A 23,638-nucleotide genomic window follows, 5' to 3' on the forward strand; every position below is an offset into this window, starting at 1 on the left:
CCGTTCGAACGGCCGGACGGTGGTTACGGAACTCACAGGTTCCGGTTCTATTCTGCTACGTCGATCCCGTGAGGCGGGTGCGTTGCATTACGGTGGCCTCCTGGTGACTCCCGCGAGACCTTGAAAGAGCTGTGATGGATGATCACCTGCTCGACTGGTTGACCACGCTCGACGAAGACCGGCTCGCGCGCGTCCTGGCGGGCCGCCCGGACGCCATCGCCGCGCCGTGGCCCCGCCGCCTCGACACGCTCGCCCGCCGCCTGGGCGACGACTTCGCGGTCATGGAGGTCATGCGCGGCCTCCCGCTGCCTCCGCTGGAGATCCTTCAGGCGTGCCTGGTCATCGGCGAGCGGGCCACCGCCGACGAGCTGGCCCGGTTCCTCGGCGTCACCACCGCCGAGGTCGTCCCGTGGCTCGACGGCCTGTACGACCGCGCGCTCGCCTGGCCCGCGCGCGACGGCCGGCTCCACCTCGCCCCCGCTGTCGCCCGGTGGTGGGCGGCCCCGTGCGGGCTCGGCGAGCCCCTCGCCTCCTACCTGGAGTCCTGGACGGTCAACGCCGAGGCGCTGCGCCGCATGAGCCGCAACCTCGGGCTGCCCGCGCAGGGCGGCAGGCGGCAGCTCCTGGCCCGCGTCACCGCCGTCCTCACCGACGCCGACCGCGTCGCCGCCCTGCTGCGCGACGCGCCCGACGGCACGGTCAGCCTGCTGGACGAGTTCGCCTGGGACGGGCCGGTGCGCGGCGTGGACGGCAACCGCTTCGTCGCCCCCGGCAGCCCCGAGCACTGGGCCGCCGACCGGGGCCTGATCTTCCGCCCGCAGTGGGACATCGCCGAGATGCCCCGCGAGGTCGCCCTGGCCCTGCGCGGCCCCGACTACCGCGCGCCGTTCACCCCCGAGCCGCCCAAGCTCGGCACCGTGCCCGCGGACGCCGAGGCCGTCGACCACGCCATGTGCCTGGCCGCGCCGCACGCCGTGGACCGCGCGGCCGCGCTGCTGGAGAACACCGACAAGACCCCGCTCCCCCTGCTCAAGAGCGGCGGCGTCGGGGTGCGCGAGGTGCGCCGCGTCATCAAGGAGACCGGCTGCACGGAGGAGGAGACCCGGCTGCTGCTGGAGGTCTGCGCGGTCGCCCGCCTGCTGGCCTGGGACGACGCCGCGGGCGGGCTGGTGCCGACCAAGCGGTTCGACGCCTGGCGGCTGGAGGACGCGCCCGCGCGGCTGCGCGTGCTGCTCGCCGCCTGGTGGCGCATGGAGCGCACGTCGCTGCGCCGCACCGCCGGAAGATACGCCACCGTCCTGGACGACGACCCGGCCGGGGAGACCGTCGCCCGCATCCGCCGGGCGGTGCTGGCCACGCTGGCGACCCTGCCCGAGGACGCCGCGGTCGCCAGCGTCCCCGAGCTCGTGCAGGCCGTGCACTGGCGCGCCCCGCTGCTCGACCGCGAGCTGCTGGCCGAGTGCTGCCCGGCCGTCCTCGCCGAGGCGCGGCTGCTCGGGCTGGTCGTCTCCGACGGCCTGACGGCGCTCGGCCGCGCGCTGGCCCCCCTCGGCTCGGCCGTCGCCGGGGACGAGCAGGACGAGTCCGTCCCGCAGATCGAACGCGACCCCGCCCTGGTCGAGGCGTCGGTGCACGCCCTGGCCGGGGCGCAGCGCACCGCGCTGTTCGGGGGCGACCTGACGGCCGTGGTGACCGGCCCGCCCGCCGCCGAGCTGGCGGGGCTGCTCGACCGCGCCGCCGACCGCGAGTCCCAGGGCGCGGCCTCGGTGTGGCGGTTCTCGGCCGCCAGCGTGCGCAGGGCCCTGGACGCCGGGTACTCCGCCGAGTCGCTCCTGGAGGACCTGCGCGCGGCCGGGACGATCCCGCAGCCCCTGGCGTACCTGGTCAAGGACGTCGCCCGGCGCTACGGCGAGGTCACGGTCACCACGGTCGGGTGCATCATCCAGGGATCGGACCCGGCGCTGCTCGCCGAGATCGCCGCGCACCGCCGCCTGTCGCGGCTCGGGCTGCGGCTGCTCGCGCCCACCGTCCTGGCCGGCGCCGCCACCGCCGACCGCACGCTGACCGCGCTGCGCGACGCCGGGTACGCGCCGGTGCCCGTGGACGACACCGGGGAGATCGCGGTCCGGCGGGAGCCGCAGGGCGGGCGGCTCATCCTGCTGCCCGGCGGCCGGGTGGCCGAGCTGGAGGAGCCGCCGCCGTTCATCGCCGACCCGCCGCCCGACCCGCGCGAGCACGCCAAGCGCCTGGTGCGGACGGGCGACGAGCAGCGCCAGGCCGGGCAGACGTGGGCGGTCATCGGCCGCCTGGCCACCCGCCTGCCGACCGCGCAGCAGTCCCTGCTCGGCTTCGTCGTCGACCGGGGGGTGCGGGCCCTCATCACGTTGTCCGACGGGCTCACCGCGACGGTCAGCCACGGCGAGCTGCGGCGCGGCGTGCTGGACGCCTGGTGCGAGGAGGCGGGCGACTATCTGGAGTTTCCTCTGGCCGACATCGCGTCGGTGACCAGCGGCTGAACGGCTCCGCGGCGCGAGGGCCGTCCCCCGCGTGAATGAGTCCGATTTCGATGGGCAAGGGGCTGCCGGGGGGCGGCACCTTCGCCGTCCCCGGCGGTCCGGCGTCGTGGGGCGGAGTCATGAACTCAGGTCAGGCACAGGTCGGCGTCCTCCATCTGCGCCACCGGTGGAGGGTCGTGGAGGCCATCGGCCACGTGGTCACCCAGCGGTGTGAGGACTGCTACCGTACCCGCGTGCGCGTCCACTCCTGAGGCACAGCCCCTGAGAGCGGCCCGCTACGAGGCCCCTCAGGGCACGAGCCTGAGGGTGTCCGCGGCGTCCGCGCGGACGGCCCGCTCGGTCTGGCGCATCGGCGTCGTGCGGCCGTCGCCCCAGAGGTCCGCCTGGTCGGCGTAGTTCGGATGGAAGGCGTGCCCGGACGCGCCCGTCAGGTTCACCCAGCGCGAGCGGTCGAGGTCGGCCAGGTCCACGACCATGCGCATGGACGGCACCCAGTCCACCTCGTACCCGGCGACGGCGTCCCAGCCGGTGGCGTCCACGGCGTCCTGGCCGCCGCCGAGCCTCAGCGGCCCCCGGTTGAACAGCCACTCGATCGGGCCGATGCCCGAGGTGCCGAACGTCTCGTTGGTCAGCGCGAGGGTGTGCAGATCGCCCCAGCGCCAGTCCTCCGGCGCGTCGCCGAGCCGGTCCCGCAGTTCCTCGGACGCGTCGGCCATCGCCGCCGCCAGCGTCTCGTCCCTGGTCTCCACCTTGCCCTTGGTGCGCGCGTCGTCCCACCACGGGTCGGCGGGCCTGGGCAGCAGGGCGCGCACGACCTCGTACCAGCGGTCGCCGCCGCCCGCGCGCCCGGCCTCGGGCAGCTCGTCGTCGAACGTCCGGTGCAGCAGGTGGCGCCAGACGGCGTTGAAGTAGGCGGCGGGGGCGCTGTCGCGCCCCTGGGAGAAGTCCCAGCCGGACAGCAGCCGCGCCTCGGCGACGCCGGCGCCCGCCTTGACCAGGTACGGGACGAGCGTGGAGGCGATGGTGTTGAGCGAGTCCATCTGGATGTCCGCCATCGTCGCGGCGGTGATCTTCCCCGCGCCGATGGCTCGCTGGAGCCGGTCGGCGATGCGCTGGGAGCGGTAGCCGTACGCCCAGTCGGCGGTCAGGAAGCGGCTGTAGCCGGGGCCGGCCGCGGCGTTGTTGGCCGTGGCGATGAAGCCCTCGGGCGGGTTGTAGGCCTTGGGAAGCTCGTCGAAGGGGATGAAGCCCGACCATTCCTCGTCGCCGGTCCAGCCCTTGCTCGGCCAGGTGCCGTCGCCCTTCGCCCTGACGGGGATGCGCCCGGGAGCCTGGTACCCGATATTGCCGTCAATGTCCGCATAAATCATGTTCTGGGCGGGCGCCTCGAAGGACGAGGCCGCCGTCCTGAACTCCCCGAAGTTCGAGGCCGTATCCAGCAGGAGCAGGGCGTTGGCCGTACGGCCGGGGTCGAGCGCGGTCCACCGCAACGCGATCTCCACGTCGTGCCCGCCGGCCGGCGCCCTGCCGTTCGCGGGCGTCCCCGCCGTCTCCCCCGCGTGCGCGGCGGCGCCCGGCAGCGCGTCCCGCGCCGAGCCCAGCACCCCCGACACGATCGGCCCGTGCGCGGTCGCGCGGACGACCAGCGGCTCGGGCGCGCGGCCCGCGACCTTGATCTGCTCGGTGCGGGTCTCCATCGGGACCCACCGCCCCTCGACCTCGTAGGCGTCCCCCCGCGTCCGCTCGACGTACAGGTCGGCGACGTCGGGGCCGAGGTTGGTGAACCCCCAGGCCACCCGGTCGTTGTGGCCGATGACCACGCCCGGCAGGCCGGAGAAGGTGTACCCCACGACGTCGTAGGGGCACGCCGCCGACCTGGCCCGGCAGTGCAGCCCCGCCTGGTACCAGATGGACGGGATGCGCGGCCCGAGGTGCGGGTCGTTGGCCAGCAGCGGCTTGCCCGTGTCGGTGTGCGCGCCGGCCACGACCCAGGAGTTCGAGCCGATCCCCGCGCGGTCGGAGCCGTCCGTGCCGAGCGGGGAGGGCAGCGCGGCGAGCGTCCGCGCCGCGCCGGCGAGCGCTCCGGCCGTCGCGGCGTCCGCGGCCGTCCTGGCGTCCGTCCGCACGGCCGGCTCGCCGGCGGACCGGTCGGCGGACTCGGTGATGGGCTCGGTGACGGCGTTCACGGTCGTCCGCGCGGCGGGCGCGGCGGGGTCGAAGGCGCCGTCCCGGACGGCCCCCGCCGTGACGATCGGCCGGTGCCGGTCGAACGGGTAGCCGGGGAACAGCTGCCGCACCCGGTCCGGCGGCAGGACCGAGGAGTCGAGCGCCCGCTCCAGCTCGGCGTCCAGGTTGGACCGCAGGTCCCAGGCCATCGCCTTGAGCCAGGCCAGCGAATCGGCCGGGGTCCAGGGCTCGGGGCTGTAGGAGCCGTTGGTCAGCTTGAGCACGGCGTACTCCAGGCTCCTCTCGGCGAAGCCCTGGTGCGCGGCCATCCACGCGTTGACGCCCGCCGCGTACGCGGTGAACGCCTCGCGGGTGGGAGCGTCGAGCAGGGCGAGCTCGCGCTCCGCCGTGCGCCGCCAGCCGAGCGTGCGCACCACCTTGTCGACCTCCAGGGTGGAGGCGCCGAACAGCTCCGACAGCCGTCCCGCGGTGGTCTTGCGGCGGAAGTCCATCTCCCAGAAGCGGTCCTGGGCGTGGACGTAGCCCTGCGCGGTGAACAGGTCCTTCGGGTCGTCCGCGTAGATCTGCGGGATCCCGTAGCGGTCGCGGACGACGGTCACCGCGGCGCTCAGGCCGGGCAGCCGCAGCTCGCCGTCCACCTGCGGGAACGACCGGCGGACCGTCCAGGTCAGCGCGGCGGCGGCGACCAGGGCGAGGACCAGGACGGCGGTGAGGACGCGGGCTCCCCATCGAAGCGGACGGGGAAGCCTGGCGAAGGGGGTGTTCACGACCTCACGGACCTTTCACGACACATGTGCGCATCACTGTATGTGGTGGCGAACGTCGCCCGATCACCATGTGGCCGCTGTTAGGACACCCTCCGGACACCGCCGCGGTCCGCGCCTTCAGACCGTCCAGACCGTCGCAGCGGCGCGCGTGGCTCACCGTCCCGCGTCAGCCCACCGGACGACGCGTCCGGGGCTTTCAACACTGGTCGATGCCCGAGGCGGGTCCTTCTCCGCGCCCCGGCGCGATGCCGGTGTGGCCGGGTGGAGGTTCGAGGCGCCCGGCGACCGCGCGAAGCACGTCCGTGGAGGTGACCAGTCCTTCCAGGGACTCCGACGGGCCGATCACCGGCAGCACGTCGACCCCGAAGTCGAGCATGGCGGCGGCGACCCTGGCCACGGACGTCCACGGCGACACGTGAGGACACCCGCGACCGGTCAGCAGTCGCCGGACCTGGTCGGTGGACTGTTCCGCCGGCCCTCCCGACCAGTGCGTGGCGACGTCCTCCCGGGTGAGCACGCCGAGCACACGCAGCCGGGAGTCCACCACGGGAAGGTGGCGGACACCTCCCCGGCGCATGAGCTCCCAGGCGATCAGCGGAGAATCCTCCGGCCGGGCCGTGATGACGACCCGGCTCATCACGTCGGCGGCCGTCATGGTGTCGATGTTCATGCTGTCTCCAGGCGCCACCGAGGTCCCGTCCCGCGTTTCCCGCTCGCCGGCGCGGAGGCGGGCACGTTCTTCCGCGTGATCGGCTCCTCGGCCCGGCGGCCGATCCCTTCCAGCACACCGCCTGCCGAGTACCGCCTCATAGGGACGGAAGGCCCCCGGTGAGAGGGGCGTTGGCCCTGTTCCGCCGATGTCTCCGGTCTGCCGGTGGTGTGGACGGTGCCGCCGCTCCGGTGCGGGCAGGAGTGTGCCGTCGACCCGGCCCGCATGTGTGCCCAAAGTCCCGCCACCTGAGGACCTTCCCCGCTGACCGGGGCCGTGGCGGCCGGGCAGGCTTCGGAAGTTCTGGACGAAGGCTGAGGCGAGCGCCGTCGCCTCAACGCCGGGTACCGAGGGTCTCGACGCCGTCCGCGATACGGATCTCGTAGGTCGTCTCCGGTTGCAGCCGTAGCGAGTTGTCGACGGCGCTGTGCCGGATGACGTTGCAGAACGACTCCCGCAGCCCCTCGGGAACGCCCGGAGCCTCGACGATCAACTCGATACGGCTCACGTGCGCCGGGCGCAGGCCCATCTCGTAGTCGGCGGTCACCCTCACGCCCGCGGGAAGCTGGCAGCGACGCAGATAACGTTCGGCACGGTGCGCGACGCACGCCGCGAGGCTCCCGATGAACAACTCGACAGGGGCGGGACCCGTGTCGCTCCCGCCGAACTCCATGGATTCGTCGATGCGGATCGTGTGGTGGCGGACTTTGATGTCGAAGCGGTCTCCGCCGCTCCAGACCACGTGCAGCGTGCCGTTCCGGTCATGTTCCACGGATGGCTCCACAGGACGGATGGCTTCGTACGAGCGTGCGATCGGAGATCGCCGCGCCACACTCCGTGAGGAGCGTCCACGCATCCCCTCGCATGCCGGTCCTTCTTTCCTCCACCCTTCGCCTGACGCCCCCCGGCCGGTAGGGGACTTCGCCCGCGGATCGCCGGACGAACGTCCTGACGTGGGCCGACGACCTCCGACCACGACCGGCCGGCTTCAGCCGCAGCTCGTACACCCGCCGCTGGGCGTCCGGGCGCATGCGCACCAGGCCGGCCTCGCGCAGGACTACGAGGGCATGAAGACTGCGGTGCCCATGGCCGGGAAGCCCGGGGCCGGGGTCAGGCCTCGTCCTTGCGGCCGATGCCGCCGACCATCCAGATCGCCTCGGGCCGGTGGACGGCCAGCGGGTTGTCCGGACGCCACTGCCGCAGGTAGACGAGCCCCGGCTCGACCATCGTCAGCCCCTCGAAGAAGCCGAGTACCTGCTCGCGCGTGCGGGAGGCGTCCTCCGTGCGGTTGAGGACCCGCTGGTAGACGTCCACGACCGGCCGCGCCTCCTTGGGACGGGAGTCCAGCACGGCGTGCGCGACGACCAGGTGGCTGCCCACCGGCATCCAGTCGCGCAGCTCGGCCACCCGCTTGAACGGGTCGTCGGAGTCCGGCGTGAACTGCAGCATGCCGAGCGTCACGATCGCCACCGGACGCTCCACGTCGATCACGCGGCGCAGCACCGGGTCGGCGACCAGCTCGGCGGGATGCAGGAGGTCGCCCTCGACGACCCCCGTGCGGGAGTCGTCGGTGGCGAGCAACGCACGGGAGTGCGAGAGCACGACCGGGTCACGCGACACGTAGACCGTGCGCGGCTCGCGGGTCAGCGCCTCGGCGATCTGGTGGGTGTTGAACTGGCTGGGCAGGCCCATGCCGATGTTGACGAACTGCGTGACCCCGTGCTCGACGAGGTAACGCAGTGCCCGCACGTGGAACGCCTGGGTCTCGCGGGTCATGGTGCGGACCTCGGGCGCCACGGACAGGATCTGCTCGGCGGCTTCCCGGTCGACGGCGAAGTTGTCCTTGCCGCCCAGCAAGTAGTCGGTCATCCGCGCCAGGTTGGGGCGGCCGGTGTCAAGACCCGCGGGCCCCCGCGGGGTCTCGTCGGTCATGTCAACTCCTCGGCCGCACACGAGTCCGAGCGCGCTGTAGCGGTTCGGTACGGAGATTTTCCGTCGAGGCCCCCCGAAAACCGTCAAGGCCGACGACTACGCCCATGCTACGGCCCGACACCGCGGATCACGTCCCCGAAACACGATAAAGCAGGACCAAAAGTGGATGTACGAGCGCAAACTATGACGAAACGCTAATACTGGTGAACCTGACCTCGAAGCCCTCACCTTCGGGAGCCGCGCACATGACGCCGGCCAGGGCGGGCACCCCTGGAGGGAAGTACGCCAGCCGGAGCATGGTCACCGGCTCCGCGCCGTCCAAGCCGTACCGCACGATCACCGTGTCGCCCTCGCGCGCCAGGTCGACCGTGATCGTCTCGGCGGCCCCGAGCGCCGGGGCGACCGACCAGTCCGAGAAGTCGCGGGTCACCACCGCGCTCACGTTGAGCCGCCCGTCGACGTACTCGACGCCCGCCTTGATCCAGTTCTTCTCGTCGATGCGGAGCATCGCGCCCGCCTGGTCGTACTGCGCGGCCCAGGGAGCCTGGAAGGTCGTGGTGACGCGGGCGTCACCGGTAACGGTCGTGCCGAAGAGATGCGCGGTGTCGTAGCTGTACCCGTAGTGGGTGACCCGCCACAGGTCCGTGCGGGCGTCGGCGGTGACGACCAGGTCGTCCCCCGCCGTTCCCGGCGACCACTTCGCGGGCTCGTTGATCCACTGCCATCCGGTGAAGTCCTGGCTCATGTAGTGCCTCCTGCGCAAACCATACCGATCTCCGACAGACGGGACGCAGTTGTCGGGCAGGGCGGTCCAGGGGTCACTGTTCACGCTCCGGCCGAATAAGCTTCAGACGTGGCTGACCCGAAGTTCGAGATCCAGATGCTCCACGATCGCGTCATGGTCAAGGTCGAGCAGGACCACGAGGAACGCCGCAGCTCGGCGGGCATCGTCATCCCCGCGACCGTCACGATGGCCAACCGGCTCATCTGGGGCGAGGTGTGCGGCGTGGGGGCCAACGCGCGCCTGGTCAAGGTGGGCGACAAGGTGCTGTTCAACTCCGAGGACCAGTACGAGGTCGAGGTCCACGGCCAGGTCTACCTCGTCATGCGCGAGCGCGACCTGCACGCCGTCGCCACCCCGCAGTCCGAGCAGGGCACCGGCCTGTACCTCTGACACCGCGCCCCTGGGCCGCGACCTGCCGGACCGTGACCTCGCCAGAGCGCGGATGCGCCACCTCCCCCGGCGGTGCGGCCGGGAGCCGTGGCGCACGGGTCAGCCCTGGGTCAGCCCAGCGGGTAGAGGCAGTTGATCGCCCCGCGCGGGGAGTCGAGCTCGTCCAGGACGAGCCGTTGCACCACCGGGTCGACGGTCACGCCCAGGTGGGCGCTGAGGTCCAGCGGGCACACGCTCTGCAGCAGGATGTTCTTCACCCCGGTCCCGCTGAGGAACGACGAGGTGTACGGCGTGACGACCTCGTCCAGCCGCGTGGCGATCACCGTCTGGGCCACGCCCGGGACGCTCTCGCCGCCCGAGTTCAGCGCCGCCAGGAAGTCCGACCCGGCGATCTGCTGCCCGCACGCCGGGCAGGCGGCGACGATCGGCCCGGTGATGCCGAGCAGGTCGCCGAGCGCGACCAGGCCGCTGAGCGACGTCCCGTGGTTGGACGGGGTGATGCCGACCAGCTTGCGGACCTTGGCTGCGCCGCCGAGGAACTTCAGGTAGTAGCGCGGCATCATCCCGCCCTGGGAGTGGCCGACGATGTCCACCTTGGCCGCCCCCGTGGCCGCCAGCACCCGGTCCACGAACGCCGAGAGCTGTCCGGCCGACCGCGCGATGTCCCCCGTGCCCTGGACGACGGCCCCGGGCGTGCCGCCGTAGTTGAGCGCGAAGACGCAGTAGCCGCGGCGCTTCAGCCCCGGCGACAGGCTCGGCCAGTTCAGCGCCATGTTGGCGAAGGTCCCGTGGACGAGGACCACCGGACGCGGGTGCGCGGCCGACGGCGCGCAGGTCCAGTCGTTCGCCCCCTGGGGGGAGGTCTCGGCGCGTGCGGTGCCGGTGAACATCGAGCTCAACAGCACGGCCCCGGCCAGCACCGAGACGGCGACGCGAAAACGCATGCCCTGCCCGCCTTTCCAGCGATTAAAAGCGTGTTGCCGCCGAATGCCAGGAAAGTTAAGCGGGAAAAGGCGCGAATAGCTTGTCACCACCGGCGAAAGGCGCCGCGAAGTGTGTCACCGAAATGACAAAACAGAATCAGGGCATGAAGAAAGGAACTCACCTGCGCCCCGGCCGCACGCGCGGCCGTTCACACGCGGCGGCTTCTCAGCGCCGCTCGGCCCGTGAGGCCAGCGCCCGGGCGCGGAGCGCTATTTCCAGCTCGAAACGGTCGTCGGGCGACTTCAACCGGTCCCCGAAAAGCTCCGTCGCCTGCCGCAGCCGATAACGGACCGTCTGCGGATGGACGTGCAGCCGCGCGGCGACCTCGTTGGCGTTGTAGCCGCACTGCAACCACGCCAGCAGCGTCTCGGCGATGCGGTCGCGCTGGGCCGGGCGCAGGTGGCCCAGCGGCGCCAGCCGCACCCGCCGCAGGACGCGGACCAGCGCCTCGTCCCTGAAGATGATCAGCGTGGACAGGTGGTCGGCGCAGCGGATGGGCTCCGAGGACGCCAGCACCCCGCGCCGTGCCAGCGCGAGCGCCTCACGGGCGAGCCTGAGCGACTGCGCCAGCTCGTGCGCGGGCACGGAAGGCCCGACGGCGACCACCCAGTCGCGCAGCGACGCGTCCAGAAGCCCCGCCCGGCCGGGGCCGTCGGGGTCGGGCAGCACGAGGCACGGCTGCGCGCGGTCCAGGTCGGCCAGCACGTCCGGCGGCAACGCGGGCCGCCCGCCCACGCCCGGCGCGCGGACGGCCAGGGCCACCCCGGCGACCGTCCTCGGCACCGTCCACCGCACCGCCCTGGCCAGGTCGCCGACGGCGCGCGGGTCGGCGGGCGGATCGCTCAGCAGCAGGTCGAGAAGCCGGCGGCGGCGCAGCTCCAGCTCTCCGGCGACCCTGATCTGCGCCTCGGCGTATCCCTCGGCGGCCGCGGCGGCGATCTCGTCCAGGTACACCAGGATCGCCTCGCCGACCTCGCACACCCGTCGCCGCGACAGGTTCAGCCGCTCGGACTCCAGCGCGAGGCGGCGCCAGGCCACCCGGGCGCAGATGCGCAGCGCCGCCTGCAACGAGTCCAGCGGACGGCCCTCGGCGGCCTCTCCCTTGCCGATGGCGCGGTAGACCTCCAGCAGCCGCCCCTTGCCGGCGCCGTCGTCGGCCACCCGGACCACGAACTGCCGGAGCGCCTCCTCGACCGCGCGCCGCACGGCCTTGACGTACTTCTCGTCCCCCGGCCGCGAGTACTCGGGCACACCGGCCCGGATCTCGCCGATCATCTCCTCGGTGAGCTCCCCGAGGTGCTCCCGCACGACGTCGGCGAACTCCCGCGGCACATGTGACAGTGCCGGAGCGACCGCGCCGCTCACCCGTGCCTCTCGATGGCGCTCACCCGATGCACCTCTGGTCCGGCGGAACGTCTGCCGCCGGGGATCATTCCGGCCACGGCGACATTCTTCACGCCTCAGATCACATTTCCCGCTGACTTCCTGTGCACCCAGGTGACAATCCAGTACCTACGCGAACCACCCTGTACATGGACGGATCAGGCGACCGCCCTTGAGGTGCCCTCACGAGAGGAGGTCGCGGGCCTCCTGCACCAGGTCGATGCCGACGGTGAGTTCGAGCATGAACCAGACGAGGACGGCGGCCGCGGCGAGGGTGACGGCGCCGACGAGGATGCGGATGGGCCAGTTCTGGCGTTTCAGCCAGTCGGTCCAGGCCGAGAGGGTCTTCTTGGCGAACTCCAGCAGGCGGTGCGCCCAGGCGAACTCGGTGGCGAGGACGGCCAGGCCGGCGAAGACGATCAGCCAGCCCGGGCCCGGGAGGGGGACGAGGAGCAGGCCGCCGATCACCAGCGCGGCGCCGACCACGCCGATGACGATCTTCAGCGTGAGCCGCCCCGTGCGGGTCGCGCGCACGCCGTCCAGCCAGCTCGTGACGCCCGCACGCTCTTCGGCGTCGCCGCGCCTCTCGTCGGTGACGGCCACCGGCACCCCCTGTGCTCACATCCCTGTCGCGGTCCAGACTATGTCGCCGTCCCGGCTGCCCGGGCGCGCCGCCGGGGCGACGCGCGACGACGGTCGGCTGACCTGTGGCCTGACCACTGTCGGGACCTGCGGCAAGGTTGGGTCTTCTCAAGAACCGGCGGGCGGGTTATCAAAAGCGCAAGTGGACGTGTGAGGGCGGCGCTCCATCCATGATCACCTGGTGCCGGAGTCCCTGGCATCGCGGACGACCCATGGCCTCAGGCATGGATGGAGGACGCGTGCGTCGCTAACGGAACGTCATCCCGCGGCCGGTTTGCATCGTGCCAAAACCCGCGGCCGGGCTCCTCCCGGCCAGCCCCGCCCTGACGGTCGTCCCCGGACTGCGGGGTTTCGCCTACGTAGACGTCGCCTGGGGCGCGATCGACTACGCCCCAGTGCTCCCGAACACCGTCCAGAACACGTCGGCCCTCTGACGGCGACGGCTCCCGACCACAACAGCCCGAGCCCGATGGATCCAACCCCGCCACCTCGATGGAGAACGACATGCGCCAGTTACGAAAGGTATTACTCAGATTCCTCTGCGTCGCCGCCATGCTCGCCGCAGGACTCACCGCGGCCGGCACCAGCGCCCACGCCGCGACGCCCAACCGCTGGGGGTTCGCCGTCGTCAACGTCACCTCCGGCGTCCCGGACCTCAACCACCAGGCGGGGAGCTGGCCGGCCGGTCCCACCGTCACGGTCAGCCCCGGCGGCGTGGGGCAGGTGTACGTCAGGTTCCCGAACATCGGGATCCCCAGCGGGGGGGTCGTGCACGTCACGGCGATGAGCGACTCGGCCCAGTGGTGCCAGGTCCAGAAGTGGACCATGGTCGGCGCCGACGAGGTCGTGGCGGTGCAGTGCTACAAGTACGGCGGCACCCCCCTGTTCACCCCGTTCTCCATCGTCTTCTCCGAAAGCACCGGCCTCCTGCCCGCTCCCAAGGCGTTCGGCTACGTGCACTGGAAGCCCGCCGGCGGCGGCATCGGCTCGCAGTACAACTCCGCAGGGGCCGTGAACACGGTGACGCCGCTCGGCGTCGGCGTGTGGAGCGTCCGCCTGCCGGGGCTCGGATCGACGGGCCTGGCGGGCAACATCCAGGTCACCTCGGTCGACCCGGTCAACCCGGCCCGGTGCAAGGCCAGTGACTGGACGCCGACCTCCGCCGAGCAGAAGGTGACCGTCCGGTGCCACAACGCCACCAACGCCCCGTTCAACGCCGGCTGGAACCTCACCTACCAGCGTGAGCGGGCGATCACGGGCGCCGGGATCCCGCCGAAGAACTTCGCCTACACCTTCGACAACGTGCCCGCCAACCCCGGGCCGTACATGCCGGTGCCGCCCGCGGTGAACTACAACTCGCAGCCGCCCTTCACCAACGACATCCTGGGCGCCGGGGTCGGCCTGCGCCTGGTCACCTTCCACGGCGTCGGCGTGCTGCAGGACGACGTCCAGGTGACCGCGTACGGGACGGGGCCGGAGTACTGCAACCTGCTCACCACGTGGGCCACGTTCGGCGGCGACGCCCTGGTGCGCGACGTCGCCTGCTACAACGCCACGACGCGGGTCAACCAGCCGTCGTTCGTGACGTACGTGTCCGCCTTCTGACACGGACGTTCCGGTCTCCGTCCTGACCGGGTGCGGGCCCGGCGCCGTACGAGGCGCCGGGCCCGCCGTGCTCGGATCAGCCCGCCGTGCAGGTCACCGTGGGCACCGGATTGGACGAGGTCCACGTTCCGCCGAACCCGAACGATGTCGACGCGCCCGTCGCCAGGGCGCCGTTGTAGGAGGCGTTCTTCACCGTGACGTCGGCCCCTGACACGGTGAGGACGCCGCTCCAGAGCTGCGTGATCGTCTGGCCGGCCGTGAAGGTCCACTTCACCGTCCAGCCGGTGATCGCCGAGGTGCCGGTGTTCTTGACGGACACATCTCCCTGGAAACCGCCCTGCCAGGAGTTCGTCACCGTGTAGGTCGCCGAGCACCCGCCCCCGGGGCCTCCGCCGCCGGCGGTCGTGGTGAACGTGACGGGCGTGGACGCCGCCGAGGAGTTGCCCGCCGCGTCGCGCGCCACCACGTAGAACGTGTACGACGTGCTCGCCGACAACCCGGTCAGCGCGAACGACGTCCCCGTGGCCGACCCCGCCGGCACGTCGGTCGCCCCGGCCTCGCGGTACACGTCGTACCCGGTCACCCCGACATTGTCCGTCGAGGCCGCCCACGTCAGCGTCGCCCCGGAGGCGGTGATCGCCGAAGCGGCGGGCGTGCCCGGACGGGACGGTGCGGTCGTGTCCGGGGTGCCGCCGCCGGTGCGGTCGCCGTAGACGACGCCGCGGCCGTTGGTGCCGATGTAGACGCGGCCGTAGATACGCGGGTCACCGGTCAGCGCCTCGCCGAAGTTGCCGTACTGGTGCTGGTTGTCGTTGACGCGCACCCAGGCGGCGCCGGTGTCGTCCGACCGGTAGACGCCGTGTACCCCGTCGATCCGGCCGATCAGGTAGAGCGCCTGGTAGGTCTTTCCGGGCGCGGCCTTCCCGAAGCCGACGTTGTTCGCCTCGGCCACGCCGGCGACCTTGGTGAACGAGGCTCCGGAGTTGGTGGAGTGCCACAACCCCGCGGTGCCACCGGCCAGCCAGATGTCGCCCTCGGCCCCCGGCAGCGCCTTGAAGCGCGCGCCACTGGCGGGCAGGCCGGTGGCCGCGGTCCTGGTGAAGGTGGCGCCGCCGTTGGTGCTGACGTAGAAGCCGCCGCCGGAGTAGGCGTAGAACTTGTTCCTGTTGACCCGGTCCGACTCGATGACGGCGTTCGCCGGGACGCCGGACGCCTGGGTCCACGTGTTGCCGTAGCCCACCGAGTAGACGACCGGCGCGCCGGAGTCGCCCGGGGCCCAGACGAACCGGCTGCCGTCGGCGGCGGCCGCGACCGTGCCGCCGTTGTTGACGCCGCCCGGCTCGGTGCCCTGGAACCAGTTGCTCCCTCCGTCGGTGGAGAAGGCCACGTGGCTGTCGCCCGGCCGGTCGGAGTCGGTGAAGTTGCCGGCCCTGACCATGACGGCCGGATTGGTCTCGGCGTAGTCCAGGCTGGTCGTGCTGGTGAAGACGGGCTGGGTGAACATCATCGCCGGGACCTTGGTCAGGTCGTCGTGCCGGAACCCGCCGATGTCGCCGAGGCCGCTGATCAGCGGCGCGCCGGTCGGCGGGCTGATGAGGTCGAGGGCCGCGGTCTCCTCCAGTCCGATGATCATGGGCTTGATGGTGAACTGCCCGCCGGTGTCCCACTTGGTGAGGTCGGTGGTGCCGTAGATGGTGGCTCCGGTGCCGTACATCATGCGATTGGAGTCGAACGGGTCGATCTCCAGCGACTCGGTCATCCAGCCGAGCTTGGGCGAGGTCTCCGGCGGGGAGGGGTTGCTGCCGAAGGTCAGCCACGGCGTGGCGGAGATGTCCATCTTGTAGCGGAAGGAGCGGTTGGGGTAGCTGGTGAAGTCCCACACGCGCGTCCACGTGGCGCCGGAGTCGGTGCTGCGGAAGAAGATCACGTCCGGCCACCAGGACACCTGGGTGGCGACCATGAGCGTGCCGGGGTGCTGGCGGTCGACGCTGAGGCCGCTGTAGCCGAAGTAGTCGTCGGCACTGCTGGAGGGGACGGGGCTGACCTGCGTCCAGGCGCCGGTCGCGGTCGCGTACCGCCAGACGTCGCCCTTGCCCCCGTCGTACGGGCCGCCGGTGTCGCTGGTGGCGATGAACAGGTAGCCGTTGGTGGTGTCCAGCACGCCCTTGTGCGCGATGTAGCCCGTCGGCTGCCCGGCGATCCGCTCCCAGGTCGTGCCGCCGTTGGTGGTGCGGTAGACGGTGTTGTTCTTGTCGGCGACGCCCACATAGATGGTCTGCGTGGCGTTCCCCGAAGTGCCGGTCCGCTTGTCGAACGTCACCCACACCACGCCCTGGTTGTCACCGAGGTACGCGTCTCCAGGGCTTGCGATGTAGTTGCCGACGTTGGGGAAGTTCGCGACCTTCGCCCAGGTGACGCCGGAGTCGGTGCTGCGCCACAGGCCGTTCCCGCTCGGCGCCGCGAGGTACAGGACGCCGTTCTTGTTGGGGTCGATCGCCAGCCGCTCCCCCATGCCCCTGCCGGGCATGTTGCCGCCGAGCTTGAACGGCAGCGCCGTCTTCTGCCAGGTGGCCCCCTTGTCGGCGGAGCGCAAGATCGCCCCGTTGTTGGGGTCCCAGGAGTTGGTGTACATCCCGGCGGCCACGTACACCTTGTTCGGGTCCACCGGGTCGGTGGCGATGCTGGCGACGCCGTTCAGACCCCAGTCGTCGTACCCGACCCAGTCGAGCAGCGGGATCCAGGTCTGCGTGGCCTGGTTCCAGCGGTAGGCGCCGCCGATGTCGGTGCGGGCGTAGATGAGGTCCTTCTGCGTCTGGTTGAAGACGATGCCCGGGACGAACCCGCCACCGCCGATCTGGACGTTGCGGAAGGTGTAGGGCTCGGACGCGGCGGCCGAGCCGGGCGGCGCCTTGAGGCCCACCAGGAACGACGCGGCCAGCGCCATCAGGAGCATGCCGAGGAGCTTCCTGCGCATGAACGGTTCCCTTCGAATTTCTTCGAACGCGGACGACCCGCCATGCACGATCAGGTGGGACCCCGACCGTCGACCTCCCGTGAGTGCATGGTGAAACGGGGGCCCAAGAGCCCCGGCCGGAGGTTCACACACGGCCACCGGGGCGTCAACCGGCCACCGGAGGGGCTTCCGGAGATCCGCAGGTCATGGCCCGCACAGGCCCAGAAATGGCAGGTGAATCCATGAAATTTACGGGTAACGGAGGTTCGTGCCAGATCACCTCGCTCTCGCGGCGCAGGACCTGCGACTCGACGTCAACCTGCTCGACTACCTCGTCCTGGCGCTCTACTTCGTCACCGTGCTCGGCATCGGCTTCGCCGCCCGCCGGGCCGTCCGCACCAGCCTCGACTTCTTCCTGTCGGGCCGGTCGCTGCCCGCCTGGATCACCGGCCTGGCGTTCCTGTCCGCCAACCTGGGCGCCACCGAGATCCTCGGCATGGCCGCCAACGGCGCGCAGTACGGCGTCGCGACGGTGCACTACTACTGGATCGGGGCCGTCCCCGCGATGGTCTTCCTCGGCATCGTGATGATGCCGTTCTACTACCGGTCCAAGGTCCACAGTGTGCCCGACTTCCTGCGGCGCCGCTTCAACGGCCAGACCCAGCTGCTCAACGCGATCACCTTCGCGCTCGCGCAGGTCCTGATCGCCGGCATCAACCTGTACGCGCTGGCGCTGGTCATGGGCGCGCTGCTCGGCTGGCCGCTGCTGCTGTCGATCGTCGTGTCGGCGGCCATCGTGCTCGTGTACGTCGTCCTCGGCGGCCTGTCCTCGGCGATCTACAACGAGGTGATGCAGTTCTTCGTCATCCTCGCCGGGCTCATCCCCGTCACCGTGCTCGGCCTGGTCAAGGTGGGCGGGTTCTCCGGGCTGGCCGACAAGGTGCGGCAGTCCGCCCTCGGCGACCCCGGCCTCCACGCGTGGGCCGGCACCGGATCGGCCGACGGCAACCCGCTCGGGGCGCACTGGATCGGCATCGTGCTGGGCCTCGGCTTCGTCCTGTCCTTCGGGTACTGGACGACGAACTTCGCCGAGGTGCAGCGCGGGCTCTCGGCGCGCAACACCACGGCCGCGCGCCTCACGCCGATCGTCGCCGCCTACCCCAAGCTGATGATCCCCGCCGTCACCGTGATCCCCGGCCTCGTCGCGCTCGTGCTGTTCAGCGACCTCGGCAAGCCCGGCGGCCCGCAGTACAACTACGCGATCCCGCTGCTGATGGGCGACCTGCTGCCGAACGGCGTGCTCGGCGTCGCGATCACCGGCCTGCTGGCGTCGTTCATGGCGGGCGTGGCGGCCAACATCAGCGGCCTCAACACGGTCTTCACCTACGACATCTGGCGCTCGCACGTGAAGAAGGACATGCCCGACGAGTACTACCTGCGGCTCGGGCGCCTGGCCACCGTCGGCGGCGTCGTCCTCGGCATCGGCGCCGCGCTGATCGCGTCCGGGTTCAGCAACATCATGAACTACTTCCAGTACATGCATTCACGCAACTCACGTACACAGGTCATTTGCCGCCAAGCACCGAGCCCCGAGCCGATCTAGCAGCACAAACACCCGTCCAGCCCGAGATGCACCGGCACCACCGGCACGATCATCTCGTCATGCAGGCACACATCGGCGAGGATCTTCTCTACATGGTCAAGGCGGCAGCGCTCCGCGCCGCCGCACCCGGCCCGTAGCTCTGCCGCTCGCCGGGCGTGCGGCCTGGGGGCCGGTCCCGGCGGCGGCAGCAACGGGCCGCTCCGCCGTACCGAGCATGCGCCACACCGCGCGAACCCGCCGCACCCCGGAACGCTGCCGCCTTCAGGCAATGGATGGGGCGACAACGCGGGTCGGGGGAAGTCACCGCGTCGCCGCCCCAGCTTCAGGGGGACTCAATCCACCGTGCGTGTCCGTGCCCTAGAAAGACAACTGATCTCGTGGCGCATCTCGCAGCCATTCCGCCACAGCCCCCACGACCATGCGGAACCGCCGAGAAAAAGCAGACCTCTTGGGTAACCCTGGACGTACCACAGCGCGCCCTCCATATGAGGACTTCGGCTCGAAGTGAACCCCCGGCAGCGGATCCGGGGGCCCACAGCACGCATTGACGTATCCTTTCCCTGATCAATTCAGTCGATAGGCTTACCTCCTCTCCTCGCAGGGACGGAAGGATTCGAACCTCCGAGGATCCTCCAGTGAAACGCCTAATGGCGCGGTATCCGAGACCTCACTCGAACCGACATGAACACATTCCGCGCCAGTCGTTCCACCAGAGTTGATGACCCAGCTTCCGTTTATTCGTCCCCATGCCCTATCCCGTACCGGGGCCATCGCAGGCATCCGGTGCAGGTCCGCGCTCGCCTCTTTCCGCATTGAGGCTTTGGGCTACCGTGCAAGCTGCCCGTCTCGCCGTTGCCTGAATAGGATTCTCCCGGGAATCCGTGCGCGTCCGGCTGTAGGCCACCTGAAACCACACCGTGCGCCCGGCATTGTCCTCGTAGACACCCCATTGATCCGATATCAGATCAACGAGCATAAGCCCACGCCCACCCTCACCCAGGATGTCAGCCTGAACACGCGGGAACGACTTACCTCCGGCATCAACGACGTCCACGTGAATTCGGTCCCAACACTCGGCCAGTGCAACCATGACACTTCCGCTGTGCCGTGAGTCCGAGTGCATCACCGAATTCGTGAACACCTCCGACGTCAGCAATGTGACGTCCTCTAGTGCTGGATGATCAGCTCCGAGTCGGATGCGGACGAATGTACGCGCCTTAATGACGCTTTCCGGTGACGCAGGTAGTTCGGTGACGCCTAAGAGGATTCCCGACATGTCCGAGTTGCGTTTATCCTCCAATGTCTTAGGATCCCGCATGGATCGCACCTCCGAGTGTCCGATGTGTGCGGTTCAGGGACCCGTACGGCGTTAACGGCGCCTGCGGGTCCCGCCATGTCTGGCGTCACCCATGACATCGCGGCATGTGGATGCACCGACAGTGAGAGTGGGGGAGACTGGGGGAGACAGGCAGTCTCCCCTAAGGAGCGCATGCGATGGGCAAAGCTCGGCCGCCTTGGGCTACGCGACTCCGCGCCGGACGGCGCAAGAAGACGTGGACACAACGGGAGATGGCCAGAGAGCTTGCCGATGCTGCGGAAGGCACTAGCGCACGCCTAGCCGAGCGCGAGTCTCTGATTCGAATGATCAAAGACTGGGAGGCAGGCAGGCATAAGCCTAAAGATCCTTATCGAATCCTGTACTCCCGCGTACTCGGCATCGATGAGGATGAACTCTTCTCCGAGGAAACCCTAGCCGCATCACCTGATGTGTCCGCCGACCAGTCCATGGGCCCACGAGGGCCGTTGCCTATGCTGGTTACGGAGAGTGTGCCAGTCTCGCCACCAACCAAAGGTGATCCGGGCCGTCAGAGCGCCGATATGACAGCGATGAAAGCATTCCGCACAGCCGACTTACAGGTGGGCGGCGGACATCTATACGCGAGCGTCGTCAAGTATCTGGAGACAGATCTAGCGCCGCGTCTATTCGGTGTCAACAGCGATGAATCCGATACTCTCTTTATGGCGGCAACCGCCCTTACGGAGATGGCCGGATGGATGGCCCACGACTCAGGACGCGACCTGTTAGCCGAACAGCACTTCGACCGCGCTTTGGCCCTAACAAAAGCGGCTAACGACCAGCACCTTACCGCTCACATTTTGAGCAGCAAGAGCCATCTGGCAAGTTACCTACGAAACGCCGATAAGGCTATCCTGCTTGCCCGCAAAGGCCAAGATATCTTGCGTGTCTCACCGAACGGTATCCTGAGCGCACGCCTATTCGCCATGGAAGCGCGAGGTTTTGCTGGTTTAGGGAAGACGGCGGAATGTTTTCGGCTACTTGAACGCGCGGAGAAAGCTTTAGAAGGCGGGTCGGTCGATGAGACGTCCCTTTGGGTCAGCAATTTTGATGCAGGATCATTGGCTAGTGAAGCTGCACGATGCATGAGTCAGCTTGGCAAGCCAGTCGAGACCCGACGGTATGCAGAGCGTATTATCTCGCTAAGGCCAGCCCATCGGACACGTAGCCGCGCATTTGGACAACTTACCCTCGCATCTGCATGCATCCACCTTGGCAAGTTCGATGAGGCGTGCGCAGTGACACAGGAGGTGCTGACCTCCACGCAATCGCTTGGCTCATTCCTAATCATCAAACAGCTCAACAACTTAAGGCTAGCCCTCACATCGAGTATCGCAGTCAACAGCAAAGCAGCCCGCGAACTATCCGCTCATCTAGAGGCAGTCGTTGAGGAACGCCTTTGGCTCTACCAGTGGCTAAGTAAGGACGAGAAGCGCCAAGTCGGGAGCACCCGTGAACTCTGAAGATCCACTCTACGAACGCGATCCCGACGCATGGAATTCCTATCTTGCGGCCGGAAACGCGAAGCAGCCTCGCAAGCGTGTTAGCGCAGATGTAATTCTTCGAGATGACGCGGGCCGGATATTGCTGGTTGACCCCAAGTACAAGCCTGATTGGGATCTACCTGGAGGCATGGCAGAGGCAAATGAACCACCGGCCGATACGGCCCGCCGTGAACTGCGCGAAGAGCTGGGATGCTCTGTCAAGGTTGGCGCACTGCTATGCGTAGACTGGCAATCGCCTCATGGACCGTGGGATGACCTGCTTGCCTTCGTCTTCGATGGTGGCACGTTGAGCAGTAGAGATATAGATGCGCTCTACTTGGCGGATCAAGAACTTGCAGCCTATGAATTCTGCTCTATCGAGCAGGCTAGACAGCGGTTGCGGCCGTATATGACCCGACGCCTAACCAATGCCTTGGAAGCTCTCACGACCGGGCAATTCCGATATTTGCAAGACGGTCACCCGCAGTAGGCGCCAGGTGCCAGCACAAGATCAAAACAGCCTCCGGCGGGGGACTCCGGCTCCGGGGTCGGCACGAGCGTTGTCGAACGACCGTAAAGGGTTGCTGCGGGAGCCCGACCATCCCGTTCGCCGTCACCCCGGGCAGAGCCAAGCAGACCAAGGCCACGGGCACAAGACCGTTCGTCCGGTAGGGCGCTGCGTCTTGTGCCCGTGGCCTTGGCCCGCTTCCCCTACGGGACGGGATGACGGCAAACGGGACGGCCAGACAGGCCGAATGCTGCGGAGAGGACCCGTGCATATGCGCGTAGGGTTCTTTCATCCCGTCGTGGTGTCGCCGGCCCCAACCGCTTCGCGGCCCCTTCGGGGTGCTTCGCATTGGCGCCGGCCACACCACTACCGCACGGGGCCAGCCACCAGTTAGCCGGGCGGTTGCTCGCGAGCCTGTTGCCGTACGATCTGCCGCGCTGTGGCGATGCGTTGCCGTGCCAGCTCAGCCCAGAACCGTTCGCCGTCCCTGTGGCCGCTTCCGGCGAACCGCCATTCGCCCACCGTGACCGTCTGCCGTTCGGCCGGGTCGGGCAGGCCCCGACGCTTGCGCGCCTCTTCGGCCTGGTGATCGGCCCGAGCCTGCCGCAGCGTGCCCAAGGTGGTGGAGTAGTGGCGGCTCTTGGTGGAGAAGTGCCCCCGGTAACCGAGCATGTGAGCCCACCGCCGAAGCGGCATCAGCCGGTACTCGGGGAGGTCGTTCAGCACGAAACACGTGTAGATCATGCGCCGGGCATGCTCGGTGACATCCAGGAACGCCACATCCCGCATCTGCCGGATCGGCCGGTCAACCGTCCCGGAGGCTTCCGCGCCCTTGGTGGCGTACTTGGCGATGTAGGACGCCACCCGCTGATCTGCCACCCCTTCCAGCGAGGTAGAGACATAGATCGGGTCCACGTCGAGCTGAGTCCCCCAGCGAGCGACGAACGAGCCGTCATCACGAACGGGCACCGAGACGACCGCCGCAGCCTCCCGAATGGCGTCCTGGAGGACGGGCACGCTCGCCCAGCCCGGAGGAGCCACCCCAGGGCCGTCCGGTCCATCCAGCCGGATCACGGCATGGAAGTGGACCAGGCCACGCGCCTGATATTCAGCCACCTTGGCGTACGACAGCCGCAGCCGTTGTCTGAGCTGCGCGCGTGAGATGCCCAGTCGCCGGGCGAAGACGGCCGGGAGAGCCTGAGTGAAGCGCCGCCACAGTTCGCCCGCGTGAGCGTTCCACAGCACGGCGCCGGGATAGTCGTAGCAGTCCACGCAGACCGGTTGCCCGACCTGGGGGTCTGCTTCCTCATGTCGTGTGCCGCAGCCTTGCGGCCGTCCGTGCTCGCACACCGGGTTGTCGCGCCTAGGACGACACGGCAGTGCCTTCCCGTCCTTCTCGCGTCGAGCGTGGACCGCGCCGAACGAGGGGGCGGTGAAGGTGGCGAACACCCGGGGATGCGCGCTTACGTCCTCGGGGACGCCCTTGCCGCCCCGCAGGCCGGACAGGACCAGGTGATAGGTGTCATCCCGGTAGACCTCCGCACAGGCAGGACACCGGGACGCGCGACGGTTACCGCACGCGGTGAGCAGGTACCCGGTTGGCTCATCCGCCGTCCGGTAGACATCCAGGATCTCTAGAGCCGAGTCGAAGGTGATCCGGTGACCTTGAAGCCGGATCGGCTCAGCACAGCCACCAGTGGCGCGCACCATCTGTTGCCACCGGGCGAAGTCCGGCATCGACGCGCGTTGAGCAGCGGCATAGATATCGGGAGAGAAGCCGTGAGCCTCAGTCACGCGGCACCCCTCCTGCCCTCGACGGGACGAGCAGAGGAGA

General features: G+C 69.5%; 19 protein-coding genes. 8 read left to right on the forward strand and 11 right to left on the reverse strand.

Annotation, left to right across the window (positions count from 1 at the left end):
* The first annotated feature begins 134 nt into the window (after nt 1-134).
* Both DQ384_RS36900 and DQ384_RS36905 read left to right on the forward strand, forming a co-directional pair.
* Complete coding sequence (locus DQ384_RS36900; RefSeq protein ID WP_114033527.1) at nt 135-2,516, forward strand: helicase-associated domain-containing protein; 2,382 nt, start codon at nt 135-137, stop codon at nt 2,514-2,516.
* Nucleotides 2,517-2,551: 35 nt separating this feature from the next.
* Nucleotides 2,552-2,767, forward strand: coding sequence for a hypothetical protein (locus tag DQ384_RS36905; protein ID WP_147269037.1), 216 nt, complete (start codon nt 2,552-2,554; stop codon nt 2,765-2,767).
* A gap of 36 nt (nt 2,768-2,803) precedes the next feature.
* Here DQ384_RS36905 and DQ384_RS36910 read toward each other — a convergent pair whose 3' ends face one another.
* From DQ384_RS36910 to DQ384_RS36935, 5 genes are all read right to left on the reverse strand, one after another.
* On the reverse strand, nt 2,804-5,470 hold the full coding sequence (locus DQ384_RS36910; protein ID WP_114033529.1) for a penicillin acylase family protein: 2,667 nt from the start codon (nt 5,468-5,470) through the stop codon (nt 2,804-2,806).
* A gap of 196 nt (nt 5,471-5,666) precedes the next feature.
* Nucleotides 5,667-6,140: a CBS domain-containing protein gene (locus DQ384_RS36915; protein WP_114033530.1), complete on the reverse strand. Its 474-nt coding sequence runs from the start codon at nt 6,138-6,140 to the stop codon at nt 5,667-5,669.
* Nucleotides 6,141-6,513: 373 nt separating this feature from the next.
* Nucleotides 6,514-6,951, reverse strand: coding sequence for an OsmC family protein (locus tag DQ384_RS36920; protein ID WP_220183338.1), 438 nt, complete (start codon nt 6,949-6,951; stop codon nt 6,514-6,516).
* A gap of 338 nt (nt 6,952-7,289) precedes the next feature.
* Nucleotides 7,290-8,111 (reverse strand): SAM-dependent methyltransferase, encoded by an 822-nt coding sequence (locus tag DQ384_RS36930; protein ID WP_114033532.1) that lies wholly within the window; start codon nt 8,109-8,111, stop codon nt 7,290-7,292.
* A gap of 181 nt (nt 8,112-8,292) precedes the next feature.
* On the reverse strand, nt 8,293-8,856 hold the full coding sequence (locus tag DQ384_RS36935) for a DUF1349 domain-containing protein (RefSeq protein ID WP_114033533.1): 564 nt from the start codon (nt 8,854-8,856) through the stop codon (nt 8,293-8,295).
* A gap of 108 nt (nt 8,857-8,964) precedes the next feature.
* Between DQ384_RS36935 and DQ384_RS36940 the strand changes: the two genes are divergently transcribed.
* On the forward strand, nt 8,965-9,285 hold the full coding sequence (locus DQ384_RS36940; protein ID WP_114033534.1) for a GroES family chaperonin: 321 nt from the start codon (nt 8,965-8,967) through the stop codon (nt 9,283-9,285).
* A gap of 110 nt (nt 9,286-9,395) precedes the next feature.
* On the opposite strand, the gene DQ384_RS36945 is transcribed toward DQ384_RS36940, so the two are convergent.
* From DQ384_RS36945 to DQ384_RS36955, 3 genes are all read right to left on the reverse strand, one after another.
* Entirely contained in the window at nt 9,396-10,229 is an 834-nt protein-coding gene (locus tag DQ384_RS36945; protein ID WP_114033535.1) for an esterase/lipase family protein, read from the reverse strand.
* Between the two features lie 205 nt (nt 10,230-10,434).
* Nucleotides 10,435-11,634 (reverse strand): PucR family transcriptional regulator, encoded by a 1,200-nt coding sequence (locus DQ384_RS36950; RefSeq protein ID WP_245967043.1) that lies wholly within the window; start codon nt 11,632-11,634, stop codon nt 10,435-10,437.
* Between the two features lie 201 nt (nt 11,635-11,835).
* Nucleotides 11,836-12,255, reverse strand: a complete 420-nt coding sequence (locus DQ384_RS36955) for a TIGR02611 family protein (RefSeq protein ID WP_114033572.1) — start codon at nt 12,253-12,255, stop codon at nt 11,836-11,838.
* 320 nt (nt 12,256-12,575) lie between these two features.
* Here DQ384_RS36955 and DQ384_RS41825 point away from each other — a divergent pair, with 320 nt between their 5' ends.
* Both DQ384_RS41825 and DQ384_RS36960 read left to right on the forward strand, forming a co-directional pair.
* On the forward strand, nt 12,576-12,728 hold the full coding sequence (locus DQ384_RS41825; protein ID WP_181871620.1) for a hypothetical protein: 153 nt from the start codon (nt 12,576-12,578) through the stop codon (nt 12,726-12,728).
* 70 nt (nt 12,729-12,798) lie between these two features.
* Nucleotides 12,799-13,899 (forward strand): hypothetical protein, encoded by a 1,101-nt coding sequence (locus DQ384_RS36960; protein ID WP_147269038.1) that lies wholly within the window; start codon nt 12,799-12,801, stop codon nt 13,897-13,899.
* A 76-nt stretch (nt 13,900-13,975) separates the two neighbouring features.
* Here the strand turns inward: DQ384_RS36960 and DQ384_RS36965 are convergent, their stop codons facing one another.
* Nucleotides 13,976-16,873 carry a cellulose binding domain-containing protein gene (locus DQ384_RS36965; protein ID WP_245967044.1) on the reverse strand — a complete coding sequence of 966 codons (2,898 nt, stop codon included), beginning with the start codon at nt 16,871-16,873 and terminating at the stop codon, nt 13,976-13,978.
* Between the two features lie 247 nt (nt 16,874-17,120).
* Here DQ384_RS36965 and DQ384_RS36970 point away from each other — a divergent pair, with 247 nt between their 5' ends.
* The gene (locus DQ384_RS36970) at nt 17,121-18,455 is read left to right on the forward strand and encodes a sodium:solute symporter family protein (protein WP_181871621.1); all 1,335 of its coding nucleotides are present in this window, start codon (nt 17,121-17,123) and stop codon (nt 18,453-18,455) included.
* Between the two features lie 751 nt (nt 18,456-19,206).
* Here the strand turns inward: DQ384_RS36970 and DQ384_RS44340 are convergent.
* Nucleotides 19,207-19,773 carry an ATP-binding protein gene (locus tag DQ384_RS44340; RefSeq protein ID WP_114033537.1) on the reverse strand — a complete coding sequence of 189 codons (567 nt, stop codon included), beginning with the start codon at nt 19,771-19,773 and terminating at the stop codon, nt 19,207-19,209.
* 176 nt (nt 19,774-19,949) lie between these two features.
* On the opposite strand from DQ384_RS44340, the gene DQ384_RS40680 reads away from it, so the two are divergent.
* Nucleotides 19,950-21,275 carry a helix-turn-helix domain-containing protein gene (locus DQ384_RS40680; protein ID WP_484378270.1) on the forward strand — a complete coding sequence of 442 codons (1,326 nt, stop codon included), beginning with the start codon at nt 19,950-19,952 and terminating at the stop codon, nt 21,273-21,275.
* Entirely contained in the window at nt 21,265-21,786 is a 522-nt protein-coding gene (locus tag DQ384_RS36980) for an NUDIX domain-containing protein (protein ID WP_114033538.1), read from the forward strand. Before DQ384_RS40680 ends, DQ384_RS36980 begins: the two co-directional genes overlap by 11 nt.
* Nucleotides 21,787-22,194: 408 nt before the next feature.
* Here the strand turns inward: DQ384_RS36980 and DQ384_RS36985 are convergent, their stop codons facing one another.
* Nucleotides 22,195-23,598 (reverse strand): replication initiator, encoded by a 1,404-nt coding sequence (locus DQ384_RS36985; RefSeq protein WP_181871622.1) that lies wholly within the window; start codon nt 23,596-23,598, stop codon nt 22,195-22,197.
* Between the last annotated feature and the right edge of the window lie 40 nt (nt 23,599-23,638).

The sequence above is a fragment of the Sphaerisporangium album genome, assembly GCF_003323745.1.
Classification (GTDB): domain Bacteria; phylum Actinomycetota; class Actinomycetes; order Streptosporangiales; family Streptosporangiaceae; genus Sphaerisporangium; species Sphaerisporangium album.